The 12,761-nt window shown below is 59.3% G+C and carries 10 protein-coding genes; 3 read left to right on the top strand and 7 right to left on the bottom strand.

The genetic code is table 11. The annotated features are described in order from the left end of the window. Nucleotides 1-198 precede the first annotated feature (198 nt). From Q0K06_RS02155 to Q0K06_RS02140, 4 genes are all read right to left on the bottom strand, one after another. Nucleotides 199-1,140, bottom strand: coding sequence for an ABC transporter permease (locus Q0K06_RS02155; RefSeq protein WP_294547940.1), 942 nt, complete (start codon nucleotides 1,138-1,140; stop codon nucleotides 199-201). Then, entirely contained in the window at nucleotides 1,140-2,294 is a 1,155-nt protein-coding gene (locus Q0K06_RS02150; protein WP_294547937.1) for an ABC transporter permease, read from the bottom strand. The genes Q0K06_RS02155 and Q0K06_RS02150 overlap by 1 nt, the downstream gene beginning before the upstream one ends. 3 nt (nucleotides 2,295-2,297) lie before the next feature. Beyond that, nucleotides 2,298-3,803 carry an ABC transporter ATP-binding protein gene (locus tag Q0K06_RS02145; RefSeq protein WP_294548043.1) on the bottom strand — a complete coding sequence of 502 codons (1,506 nt, stop codon included), beginning with the start codon at nucleotides 3,801-3,803 and terminating at the stop codon, nucleotides 2,298-2,300. 243 nt (nucleotides 3,804-4,046) lie between these two features. Next, nucleotides 4,047-5,291, bottom strand: coding sequence for a BMP family ABC transporter substrate-binding protein (locus tag Q0K06_RS02140; RefSeq protein WP_294547934.1), 1,245 nt, complete (start codon nucleotides 5,289-5,291; stop codon nucleotides 4,047-4,049). Between the two features lie 465 nt (nucleotides 5,292-5,756). Between Q0K06_RS02140 and infC the strand changes: the two genes are divergently transcribed. The 3 genes from infC to rplT are packed head-to-tail and all read left to right on the top strand — an operon-like array spanning nucleotide 5,757 to nucleotide 6,976. Then, nucleotides 5,757-6,320 carry a translation initiation factor IF-3 gene (gene infC / locus Q0K06_RS02135; RefSeq protein WP_294547931.1) on the top strand — a complete coding sequence of 188 codons (564 nt, stop codon included), beginning with the start codon at nucleotides 5,757-5,759 and terminating at the stop codon, nucleotides 6,318-6,320. A 54-nt stretch (nucleotides 6,321-6,374) separates the two neighbouring features. After that, entirely contained in the window at nucleotides 6,375-6,578 is a 204-nt protein-coding gene (gene rpmI / locus Q0K06_RS02130; RefSeq protein ID WP_006574162.1) for a 50S ribosomal protein L35, read from the top strand. 41 nt (nucleotides 6,579-6,619) lie between these two features. After that, a complete protein-coding gene (rplT, locus tag Q0K06_RS02125; RefSeq protein ID WP_006574163.1) occupies nucleotides 6,620-6,976 on the top strand; it encodes a 50S ribosomal protein L20 in 357 nt (118 codons plus the stop codon). 124 nt (nucleotides 6,977-7,100) lie between these two features. Here rplT and Q0K06_RS02120 read toward each other — a convergent pair whose 3' ends face one another. From Q0K06_RS02120 to Q0K06_RS02110, 3 genes are all read right to left on the bottom strand, one after another. Continuing rightward, nucleotides 7,101-9,614, bottom strand: a complete 2,514-nt coding sequence (locus tag Q0K06_RS02120) for a hybrid sensor histidine kinase/response regulator (RefSeq protein WP_294547924.1) — start codon at nucleotides 9,612-9,614, stop codon at nucleotides 7,101-7,103. Nucleotides 9,615-9,662: 48 nt separating this feature from the next. Beyond that, a complete protein-coding gene (gene cls, locus Q0K06_RS02115; RefSeq protein WP_294547922.1) occupies nucleotides 9,663-11,204 on the bottom strand; it encodes a cardiolipin synthase in 1,542 nt (513 codons plus the stop codon). A gap of 155 nt (nucleotides 11,205-11,359) precedes the next feature. After that, on the bottom strand, nucleotides 11,360-12,682 hold the full coding sequence (locus tag Q0K06_RS02110) for a putative ABC transporter permease (RefSeq protein ID WP_294547919.1): 1,323 nt from the start codon (nucleotides 12,680-12,682) through the stop codon (nucleotides 11,360-11,362). Between the last annotated feature and the right edge of the window lie 79 nt (nucleotides 12,683-12,761).

Here is a 12,761-nt window from a genome sequence, read left to right as displayed (position 1 = left end):
TCCTCAGTTGCAGTTCTTATTGTTGTGCGCGCAACTATTGTATGCGCATCACATATGGATGTCAACCTTTCGCAGGCGGATTTCTTAAAACAGCGCTCCGCCCTCCACGCAGGCCGCCCCATGCGGGGCCGGCCAAAGAGGACCGCCGCCCGGATGGGCAGCGGTCCTCTTTGGAAGGCAGCTCTTATAACAGGAAGGTCAGCGTTGTCCCTTGTCGTAGGGGATACCCTCAGCCTTGGGCGCCCGGGACTTGCCGGAGGTGAAGGCCAGGATGACCAGAGAGATGATATAGGGCAGCATGTTGTACACACCGCTGGGCAGATTGAGGGCAGCCAGGAAGTCGAAGCCGGTGTACACGTTGCCCAGGGCGCGGAACAGGCCGAACACCAGAGCGGCCAGGGCAATGCGGGTGGGTTTCCACTGGCCGAAGATCATAACGGCCAGAGCCAGGAAGCCGAAGCCGGCCACGCCGTTTTCAAACTTCCACTCGCTGACGCCGGCAGTGATATAGACGATGCCGCCCAGGCCGCCCAGCACGCCGGAGATGAGCACGCCGGCATAGCGCATCTTGTACACATTGATGCCCACGGAGTCGGCCGCCTGGGGGTGCTCGCCGCAGGCGCAAAGCCGCAGGCCAAAGCGAGTCTTGTACAGGGTTACATAGGCCAGTACCAGAGCAATGACAGCCAGGAGCATGAACCAGTTGAACTCAAACCCGGCGATATTGACGATAAAGGCCTTCTTGGGCTCAATATACTGGATGGTGGAGGAGACGTTGTTCACGTTCTCCGCAGTATTCATGGCCTTGACGAACACAGTGGCGGCGGCGGTGCCCAGCAGGTTCATAGCTGTGCCCACCAGGGTCTGGTCCGCCTTGAAGTTGATGGCGGCCACGGCCAGCAGCAGGGAGTACACCAGGCCCAGGCCCATGGCGGCCACCACCACGGCCAGAATGATCACCGGCGCAGGGGTGCCGGCAGGCAGGAACTTCATCATCAGCGCGCCGCCCAGGGCGCCCATAACCATGATGCCCTCCAGGCCGATGTTGATAACGCCGGAGTGCTCCGAGAAGCAGCCGCCCAGCGCCACCAGGATCAGGACGGAGGCAAAAATCAGCGTATACTGAATGAGCAGTACCATTACTTGTCCCCTCCTTCCCCGTTTTCAGCGGCCCGCTTGGCCGCCAGAGCCTTGGCCTCCGCCTTGCGGTCGGCCCGCTTGTCCATGAAGCTCTTGAAGAACAGCACGAAGCCGCACAGATAGATGATCAGGGCGGAGATAAAATCGGCAATCTGAGCGGAGTACATGGTCTTGTCCACATAGGCGCCGCCGTTGGTGATATGCTGGATAAAGTAGGAGGAGAAAATGGCGCCGATGGGGTTCAGGCCACCCAGGAAGGCGGCGGCGATGCCGTTGAAGCCCATGGCAGGCACCGCGGAGGCGGTGGTCTGCCACTGCTCGAAGCCGGTGAGGTAGAACATACCCGCGCCCATGGCAGCCAGTCCGCCGGCGATCACCATGGTCAGGATAATGTTCCGCTTCTCCTTCATGCCGCAGTACTTGGCGGCAAATTTGTTGAAGCCGGTGGCCTTCAGCTCATAGCCGAACATGGTCTTTTCCAGCACCACCCACACCACGATGGAGATAATCACTGCCAGGGGGATGGCGATGGTCACATACTGGTTGTTGCTGAAGAACTGCCCCAGACCCAGGCTGGGCAGAATAGCGTCCTTATTAGTGCTGGCCAGAGTCAGGGTGTAGGGGCTGGCGACCTCCTTCACGCCGGCCAGCAGCATGTTGACCGCATAGAGGCTGATCCAGTTGAGCATGATGCAGGAGATAACCTCGTTGACGTTGCAGTAGGCCTTCAGGGCGCCGGAGATGCCGCCCAGAACGCAGCCGGCAACAATGGCGGCGATGAGGCACACATACCAGGGCATCCCCAGGGCCAGGGCGCAATAGAGACTGGCGCCCGCGCCCACCACATACTGTCCGGCGGCGCCGATGTTGAACAGGCCCACCTTATAAGCAAACAGGATGGACAGGGAGCACATAATCAGGGGCACGGTCTTGACCAGGGTGTTGCCCAGATACTTCAGCCGCGCCGCGGCGCTGGGATAGTAGAGGAAGTTCTCCACAATGGTCTTGATGGCTTCCGTCGCGCCGGCAGGATTGATAATAAGCAGGACGATATAGCCCACCAGCAGTCCAATCAGGATGCACAGCAGCGAGGCGGTCAGCGACTGAACGCCTTTGTTCTTCCAGATGGAACCGGACTTTTTTCCTTGCTTCATCCTTTATTTCCCCTCCCTCTTGGCGCCCGACATATACAGGCCCATTTCTTCCACCGTAGTGGTCTTGGGGTCCAGTTCGCCCACGATCTCGCCCTCATACATGACCAGAATCCGGTCGCTGAGGGACATGACCTCATCCAGCTCCAGGCTGACCAGAAGGACAGCCTTGCCGGCGTCCCGCTGGGCCACGATCTGGCTGTGGATGTGCTCGATGGCGCCCACGTCCAGGCCGCGGGTGGGCTGAACGGCGATGAGCAAATCGGGATTTTTGTCGATCTCACGGGCCACGATGGCCTTCTGCTGGTTGCCGCCGGACATGCTGCGGGCGATGGTGACAGGCCCCTGTCCGGAACGGATATCGTATTCCTCAATAAGCCGCTCGGCGTAGTCCCGGATGGCCTTCCGCTTCATGAAGCCCGCCTGAACAAACTCCGGCTCAAAGTACCGCTGGAGCACCATGTTGTCCTCCAGAGTATAGTCCAGCACCAGGCCGTACTTGTGCCGGTCCTCGGGGATATGGCTGATGCCGGAGACCGACCTTTTGCGGATGGGGGCATGGGTGATGTCCTGCCCCTTAAGGGTGATGGCGCCGGACACAACAGGCTCGATGCCGGTCAGGCCGTACACCAGCTCGCTCTGGCCGTTGCCGTCAATGCCGGCGATACAGACAATTTCCCCTGCCCGCACCTGGAAGGATACGTTCTTCACAGCATTATTCTTGTGGATCTTGGATGCTACGGTCAGGTCCTTCACATCCAGCACCACATCGCCGGGCTTGGCGGGCTCCTTGTGGACCACGAATTCCACATCACGGCCCACCATCATCTTGGACAGCTCCTCCTTGGTGGTGTGGGCCACGTCCACGGTGCCGATGTACCTGCCCTTGCGCAGGACGGTACAGCGGTCGGCCACTGCCATAATCTCATTGAGCTTGTGGGTGATGAACAGGATGCTCTTTCCCTCCGCCCGCAGGCCCCGCATGATCTCCATCAGCTCTTCAATCTCCTGAGGGGTGAGCACCGCGGTGGGCTCGTCGAAGATGAGGATTTCGTTGTCCCGGTAGAGCATTTTCAGGATCTCGGTGCGCTGCTGCATGCCAACAGTGATGTCCTCCACCATGGCGTCCGGGTCCACCTTCAGCCCGTACTTCTCGCTGAGGGCCACCACTTTTTTCCTGGCTGCGTCCTTCTTCAGAAAGGGCCCCTTGGTGGGCTCCACGCCCAGGATGATGTTGTCCAGAACGGAGAACACCTCCACCAGCTTGAAGTGCTGGTGCACCATGCCGATGCCCAGGTCATTGGCGTCGTTGGGGTTCTTGATGGAGACCACCTTGCCGTCCTTTTTGATGGTGCCCTCCTCCGGCTGATAAAGCCCGAAGAGCACGCTCATCAGGGTGGACTTGCCCGCGCCGTTCTCGCCCAGAAGGGCGTGGATTTCTCCTTTTTTTAACTGAAGCGTAATGTTGTCGTTTGCGATGATGCCGGGAAACTTCTTGGTGATGTTCAGCATTTCAATAGCATATGCTTGTTCCAAGCCGACGACCTCCCCCTCATATATAGTTCCGCGCCGGCCCTCTGCCGGAGGGCAAAGCCGCCTTGCGCTTAATTGACATTACCATTATACAATATCCATCGGTTTCTTCCAAGGAAATTTGACGGATTTTCTGGAAAAATTCGCAACCCCTTTGTGCACAGTGGCCTGCTTAAAAAAAGAGGGCGGGACCTGGCCCGCCCTCTTTTCAGGATCTGTTTCTTACTTGATGTTGCCGTAGCTGTTGACGGTGATGGTGGTAGCATTGGCCGCAGGCTCCATGGTCACGTCGTTGGAGACGGTGATCTCGCCGTCGAACATGGCCTTCACCAGGGCCTTGTAGTCATCCTGGGTAAAGCCGTCGCCCCACTGAGTGGAGTCCATGGGCAGCTGGACATAGTTGGCGGTGGGATCGTCGCCGGACACCAGGCCCAGGGTCTCGATCTTGCCGCCGTAGTTGGCGAAGTTGCCGTTGACAACCTCATCCAGCAGGTGCTGGGTGGTGTTGGCCAGGCCCTTCATGGCGGAGGTGACGGTCATGCCCTCGCCGTACTTGTCGATGATGGCAGCCTGATCCACGTCAACGCCGATGACCTTGCCGCCGGCCTTGGCAGCGGCCTCGGCAGCGGAGGTATAGATGCCGCCGCCGCTGGCGAACACAACCTCAACGCCCAGGGACTGATACCAGTTGTCCATGTAAGCGGTGATGTCGGCGTCGCCGAAGAACTGGTTGCCGTAGACATACTCCAGGGTGACGGAAGCGCCGGTCTCAGCAGCGGCGGCGTCAGCGCCCTGGATGTAGCCGTAGCCGTAACGCTGGACAGCGGGCACGGCCATGCCGCCCAGGAAGCCCAGGTGGGTGTAGCCCAGCTTCACAGCGGCGTAGCCGGCCATGTAGCCGCACAGCTCCTCCTGGTACACGGCGCAGTACACATTGGAGGGAACCACGTAGGGATCAGCGGGAGGATTGCCGTTCTCGTCCAGAGGATTCAGATCGGTCTCGCCCACGTCCAGGGCGATGAAGGTGGTCTCGGGGTACGTGTCGGCGGTCTCCTTGATGGCCTCGGCGAAAGCGTAACCGGGCATCACGATGACGTTGTAGCCGTCGGCCACAGCGGCGTCGATCATGGCCACGCGCTCGGGGGTGGAGTCGCCGTTGGGCTTATAGTACTCAAAGGGGATGCCGGCGGGATCGCAGTAGGCCTTGCAGGCCTCATAGGTGGTCTGGTTGAAGGACTGGTCGGTGATGTCGCCGTAGTCGGTGATCATAGCCACCTTGATGTCGGTGGCGGTAGGCGTGTCGCCGCCGGGCTCGGTAGCCGGGGTCTGGCTGTCCTCAACAGGCTGGCTGCCGGAGGGCGCGGGAGTGTTGGTGTCTCCGCCGGCCGGCTGGTTGCCGCAGGCGGCCAGTGCAAAGACCATCGCCAGGGACAGAATGAGAGCCAGGAGCTTACGAGACTTCTTCAATGTGATCTACCTTCCTTTCAAGAAACAGATGGCCCAGTTTGGCAACAGACGCTTTCTCCGTTCCTCCCTGGGCTTACAGGCCTATTATACCGCACTCCTTTACAAAGAGCAATCGCCATTTGACTATTTAATCCGAATTTTTTACAAGTTCCATGTAATATTCCATTGTCACGACAGACATTTTAAACAAATAGACCAGTGCTTTTCCCTCTTTTGACCATTTTTCCCGCAACTGCCCTGACAAATATTTTTTTATCAGTTTTTGCTTGACCTGGGCGGAATTATATGATATAGTATCTCAGCACAATAAAGCAGGAACGGTACCGCCGTCCTCACCTCCAGCCAAAGGCAAAGAGGTCAACATGGTTCAGCGCGCGCTGCTCTTCGGGATGCGGCGGGTGCTGTTGTGTTGGACGCGGGTACCGGTTGGTAGCCGCTTTTTTGCGGTTTCAGCCAGGTGCAGGCTTGGCTTGCTTAACGAATTGGAGGTGCTTTCCTATCAGCAAACAGGGTCATCAGCTTAACGAGGAGATTCGGGACAGGGAGGTCCGCCTGGTGGGCGCCGACGGCGCACAGCTGGGCATCATGTCCGCCAGAGACGCTCTGGAGAAGGCCATGGAGCAGGGTCTGGACCTGGTCAAAATCTCTCCCACCGCGGTTCCCCCGGTCTGCAAGCTCATGGACTACGGCAAGTTCAAGTTCGAGCAGCAGAAGCGGGAGAAGGAGGCGCGGAAGAACCAGCGCGTGGTGGAAATTAAGGAAGTGCGCATGTCTCCCGGCATTGACGTCAACGACTTCAATGTGAAGGTCCGCAATGCACAGAAGTTCCTGGCCGACGGCGACCGGGTCAAGGTGACGGTCCGCTTCCGCGGCCGCGAAATGGCTCATACCGAGATCGGCAAGGATCTGCTGCTCAAGTTTGCCGAGCAGTGCGCCGAGGTGGCCACGCTGGACAAGGACCCCAAGCTGGACGGACGGCACATGTCCATCTTTCTGTCCTCCAAGGTCGGTAAGGACGCCAAGAAGTAAAACCGCCGTCCCGGCGGCTGTCCCAGGTATTTAACAGTAAAGGAGATCACGAAAATGCCTAAGCTCAAAACCCACAGCGGCGCCAAGAAGCGCTTCAACCTCACCAAGAGCGGCAAGGTCAAGCGCGCCCACGCCTTCAAGTCCCACCTGCTCAACGGCCACGGTAAGGACACCAAGCGCAAGAGAGGCCTCCGCGCCGGCGCTTACGCGGACAAGACCAACGAGTCCGCCATCAAGCGCATGATTCCCTACAAATAAGAATACTACCTTTTACTCATAACATAGGAGGCTTTTAACAAATGGCTAGAGTTAAGGGCGCGATGATGACGCGCAAGAGAAGAAATAAGGTCCTCAAGCTGGCCAAGGGCTACTGGGGCGCCAAGAGCAAGCACTTCAAGATGGCCAAAGAGCAGGTCATGAAGTCCCTGAAGTACGCCTACACCGGCCGCCGGCTGAAGAAGCGCGACTTCCGTCAGCTGTGGATCACCCGTATCAGCGCCGCCTGCAAGATGAACGGCATGAACTACTCCACCTTCATGAACGGCCTGAAGAAGGCCGGCGTGGAGATTAACCGCAAGATGCTCGCCGAGCTGGCCGTCAACGACAAGGCCGCCTTCACCGCCCTCACCGAGATGGCGAAGGCTCAGCTGGGCTAAGTCCTGAAATCCAGCCCGATACAGAGCGGGGCATGGCAGACGCCATGCCCCGCTTTTCTTAACTTCCGGCGGATTTTCCGCCCCTTCTCCAAGCAAGAGTCCCACTCCGCAGGCAGGCTGTATCTCACCCGCGCTTCATGCACTTCTCCAGCGTCTGGTAGAGCAGCGCCACGTCGATGGGCTTGGAGATGTGTCCGTTCATGCCCGCCTTGGTGGTCTTGTCAATGTCCTCGGCAAAGGCGTTGGCTGTGACGGCGATGATGGGCACTGTGGCCGCGTCCGGCTTGTCCAGCGCCCGGATGGCTTTGGCCGCCTCGCAGCCGTCCATCTCCGGCATCTGCATGTCCATCAGGATGGCGTCAATGGAGTAAGGGGCCGCCGCCTGGAAGATGCGCACTGCCTCCGCGCCGTTGAATGCCTGGAGCACCTCCATGCCGTTCATGGTGAGGATCTCGGTGGCAATCTCCATATTCAGTTCGTTGTCCTCTGCCAGAAGGATCTTCCGCCCGGCCAGCTGGAAGGAGACGTTTGTTTCCGGTTCCTTCCGCTCCCCGGCGCTCTCCTCGCCGGAAACTGCCTCCAGCGGCAGGGTGACGGTGAATTTGCTCCCCTTCCCCAGGGTGCTCTCCACAGAAATTTCACCGCTCATCTGCTGCACCAGGCTCTTGACAATGGGCATGCCCAGGCCGGTGCCCACGGTGGCGGCGCTGGTAAAGCGGGTCTCCCGGGAGTAGGGGTCAAACAGATGCTCCAGAAAGTGTTCCGACATGCCAATCCCCGTGTCCTCCACCACGATCTGGTATTTGCTGTGCCGCTGGAAGTCGAACTGCCGGACCTCCAGCCGGATGTCCGCCCCGGGATTGCTGTACTTCAGCGAGTTGGAGAGAAGGTTGTTGAGGATCTGGCCGATTTTGAATTCATCGCCTACCACAACCTCGTTGTGGAGATCCAGCTCAACGGAAAAGTGCTTGTCCTGCCGCTCCGCCTGGTCCCGGAAAATGCCCGCTGCGTCTTCTACGTACCGCTTCAGGTTGAAGCGCTTATTGTTGAGGGCGTTCTTCCCTGCCTCCATCTTGGACAGCTCCAGAATGTCGTTGATCAGCGCCAGCAGCTGCCGCCCGGAAAATTCTATTTTCTGCATATACTCCCGCATTTTACAGCAGTCCTCCTGGCTGTTCTGGGCCAGCTGGGAGAATCCGATGATGGCGTTGAGCGGAGTGCGCATGTCATGGGACATGCTGCTGAAGAAATCGGATTTGGCCTTTGTACTCTTCTTTGCCGCCTCCAGAGCCTCCTGGAGGATAATGGTGTGCTGGAGCTGCTGCCGCTTTTCAATGTCCACATCCCGGAAGCAGAGGATTACCTCGTCAGGGGCCAGCTTGGCATCGTACAGCGTGCGGATATTCACCCATCTGTACGTCTCTCCAAAGCGCCGGCGGTAGTCGCCGCCATAGTCGGCAATGTGCTCGTTGACCCGCTGGCGGATGCTGTCCAGGGAGAAGTTCAGCTCAAACTCCTGATACGTTCCCGACTCCACCACTTGCTTTACTGTGGCCAGCAGGAAGTCATACCCGCCCGTCTGCGGCGTCTGGGCCTTCAGATCCTTCGACATTTTGAGGGCCTCATAGGTCCCTTCGCGGAAATTCACCCGGTAGACGGCGTAGAAGGAGTCGCTGAGGATTTGAATGGTATTGCCCGCCTTCTTGATCCGCTTATTCTGCTGCAAATCACGTATCACCATAGCGGTCAGCACGCCGAAGAGCAGCACGCCCACGCCGGCCAGCACATTGAGCGCCGTATTGCGGTCCCCCATCAGGATGTCCCGGATGGGAATGGTCATAATCACAGTCCAGCCGTTGCTCATGACCGAGTAATAGGCCCCCCGCTCCACCCCCTCCATGTCCTCAAAGGAGGCATCGTAGGCGGACAGGGACCCGTCCTGAATGCCAGTCAGCAGGTAGTCGAGATAGGTCTGAAGAGTCTCCTCATCTGCCTCCCACTGGGTCACGGAGTAGAGCAGGGTGCCGGCGGTGTCGCAGAGAAAATAGGAGCTGTCCTCCGGCAGGGTCTGGGCCGTGTTATGCAGCCCCTGATTGCGGATATAGACGTCCATGGCCAGCACATCGCCGCTGCGGGCCAGCGCCTTGGAGATGGTAAAAACCGGCTCGCCTGTAATGACGTCGGTGTACACGTCGCTGAACACCACCGCGCCGCCGGCCTCCACCGCGCTGCGGTACCAATCCGTGGTCTGGTATTGGTAGTCCGAATCCCCCGCCCACGGATTGGCCGCCACAATTTTGCCGTCAATCACCGCGTATGGGTCCACTGTGCTCTCGCCCAGTATGGCGGTCAGCTTGGAAAAGTAGCCGCTGAGCCAGTCCTGAACCTGGTCCCCGTTCCCATTGTCAATCTCATCCACATACTGGGCGGCCAGATTGATGAGCTGCCGGAAGCTGTCCAGGTGCATCTCCTCTTCCACTGCGTAGCTCTTGGCCAGCGCCATGCCCAGATTCTGCGTATTCTCCAGCAGCTTGACCCGGACCAGAAGGACGCTGAATATGAGCAGGATGGCCACCAGAGCCAGCATGAGCATGCTCAGCGCCGTGTTGGATGAGACAGAACTCTTTTTCGCTTTCAAGGCTAGTCCTCCCTGCATATCCCGGACAGGCTCCGGGGCGATTGGCCGTTACAGCAGCGGTGCGAACAGCCGCAGCAGGCACTGCCACACCCGCAGCGCGGCGGAACGGCCGGAGCTGTACTGTTCCGTGACCTCCCGGCACTGGGGAAAGGTGTTTTGGAAGTCCTCCTCCACCTGCTTTACCGCGGCGCAGCCGTGAAAAAGTACCGCGTTCTCAAAGTGCAGGTACAGGCTGCGGTAGTCCATGTTGATGGTGCCCACCACAGCGGTCTCCCCGTCGGCCACGCACTGCTTGGCGTGGATAAAGCCGGGGGTATACTCATAAATCCGCACGCCGCTGCGGGCCAGCCCGGCGTAGTAGGACCGGGTCACGCTGTACACCAGCTTTTTGTCCGGGATGCCGGGGGTAATAATGCGCACATCCACCCCGCGCCGGGCCGCCAGGCCCAGCACCCGGGTCATCTCGTCGCTGATAATGAGGTAGGGCGTGGTAAACCACACTCGCTCTCTGGCTCCCTCAGCCATGCTCAGGTACACATTTTCCCCCACAAATTCCTGGTCCAGGGGGCTGTCCGCATAGGGCTGGACAAAGCCGTCCTCCCTGCTCTGATAGGGCACCGCCGCCAGGTAAGCGCTCATGTCGCCGTCCGTGGGACGGATGGCGTTCCACATCTCCAGAAACTGGGCTGTCAGGCTGGTCACCGCATCCCCCTCCAGCCGGATGCCGGTGTCCTTCCACCGTCCGAAGGGGTGGGTCAGATTGAAGTACTCGTCGGCCAGGTTGTAGCCGCCGGTGAATCCCACCGCGCCGTCAATGACCGTAATCTTTCGGTGGTCCCGGTTGTTCAGAAACACGTTGAACACCGGGATGACCGGGTTGAACACCCGGCACTGCACCCCCACCTGCTCCATCCGGCGGATAAAATCCCGGTTGATGAAGCCGATGCTGCCGATGTCGTCATAGATAAAGCGGACCTCCACGCCCTGGGCCGCCTTTTGGGCCAGGACATCCTTCAGCCTTCTGAAGGCCGCGCCCTCCTGCACGGCGTGGTACTCCATAAAAATAAACCGCTCCGCCCGCTCCAAATCCCGGAGCTGGGCCTCCAGCCCGTCGGCCGCCTCGGCATAGAAGGCCACATCCGTATTCCGGCACAGGGGGAACCCTCCGTACCGCTGCAAATAGCTGGCCAGATTGCCTGCCGGACCGCCCCGGGCCTTCAGGTCCTCCACCGCATCCGGCCGGCTGGGTACGGACCGCGCCAGGGTCTGGTCCACTTTTTCAAACCGCCGGGCCATCCGACGGGTTGTCCCGGAGCGGCCCATCAGCAGGTAGAGGCACACACCCAGTACCGGAAATGCCAGCAAAAGCAGCATCCACGGCATTTTAAAGGCCGCGTTGGTGTGCTTTCCGTACAGCTTCAGTACAATTACCAGGGCCGCCAGACGTGTGACGGCACTGAGGACGGCGGAATACTCATTGAGCCTGATATAGAGCAGGACAACCCAAAGCACCTCCAGCAGGATGCACAGTCCCACAAATACCAGGCGGCCAATGCTGTTTTGAACGCTGGTCCTCTGCTCTGTCGTCATAGAGCTCCTCCCCTGTTCTCTTTTTGTTTTATTCTGATCAATTATATCAAAGTTCCATCTCTCTGTTAAGCCCAGGCGGGAAAAAAGCGCCCACTTCCGTACAAAACAGCCCCCAGCTTCCATGCAGGAAGCCGGAGGCTGCGTGCAGGTTCCTTTTAATCCTCCACCAAAATGGCGTTGGGATAGACTCTGGCGATCCGCTCGTCGGGGTAGTGTCGGTCCAAAAAGTCGGAGAGGACGGTAGCGGGCGCGTCGGGATCAGTCTGACGCTGGTTGTACCGGGCCAGGGCCAGGGCGGACAACGCCATATTGCACACCATGAACACCACCAGCACCCAGGTGCCGATGCGGCCGATTTTGGGCGGAATCCGCTCAATCAGGCCGGAGAGCCTGGGGTAGATGCCCTTGAGCCACACCACAGCCGCAATGCCCCAGAAAAAGCAGTAGAGCAGGTTGATGCGTCCCCCCAGGTTGAAGGGGATATGGCTGTAATCCCAAAACACGGTGCCGAATACCAGCTCAGTAAACACACTGCACCCATACTCATAGGCGCCGCCCAGGATGGTTCCCGCCAAAAAGATGTAACGGTCGCTGCGGTCCTTATACTTGTAGAGCACGGCAGTGAACATTACCGCGCCCAGACCCCACACCACACTGAAGGCGCCATAGATCAGGCTGCTCCGGCTCATCCATACTCCCGCCGTCACCCGGCAGAACAGCGTCTCGATGACGTCGCCCAGGAAGGCGGCAATGACAAAGAGCCACACCAGCTTGTGAAAGCAGCAGCCCTCGGCAAAGACGCCGCTCTTCTCCGGCGTCTCCTCCTGGGCCTCCAGCAGCTTTTCCGCCTCCAGGTTGTGGGCGCTCAGGACCCGGCGCTGGACCCGGCGGGTGATGGCGTTGCCGAACAGGTTGGACAGATCGCGGAAGTCCTCCGACAGCCTGGACAGCCGCTTCAGGCGGAACCGGAGCTGGAGCATGGACACCAGGGAGACCACAAAGTCGGCCGCAATCAGCCCCAGGCAGACCAGCAGGGCAATGAGTCCTGCCAGTCTGGGAATTCGGTCCAGCAGCCCGGCCAGCATAGGGTCCAGAAACCGGATAGACGCCAGGGCCAGCAGTCCCCACACCAGCAGCAGCGGGAAGGAGATATACCCCTCAAACTGAAATCGCTGCCTGGTATAATCCCACCAGCGGCGGTGAAAGATGCGCTCCAGCAGGAAGCCGGTGACAAAGGTGACTGCCGCGGCGATGACTGCGCCTCCCAGCACCAGGAAAAAGGGGTGATCGGCCAGTTCAGGCAGAAAGATGGCAAAGAGTACCGCGCCGAAGCCATAGGACGGTTTGAGCGGCAGATTGAGAAAGCCGCTGTTGACAAAGGTGTGCCGCCGTACCGCAGCAGCCGCTACGCTGACGCACCACCCTGCCAGGGAGTAGACCAGGAAAAACCAGGCCAGCTGATAGAGGGTGTAGTCCATAACGTCTCTCCTTCCGGGGTGCGGGCCTCCCCGCGCTCTTACGTGGCTATTCTGCCATACTTTTCCCCATATTGCAACC

The sequence above is a fragment of the uncultured Pseudoflavonifractor sp. genome (assembly GCF_944387805.1).
Taxonomy (GTDB): Bacteria; Bacillota; Clostridia; order Oscillospirales; family Oscillospiraceae; genus Pseudoflavonifractor.
Note: the sequence above shows the minus strand (reverse complement) of the source record. Positions and strands in the feature narration are given on the sequence as shown.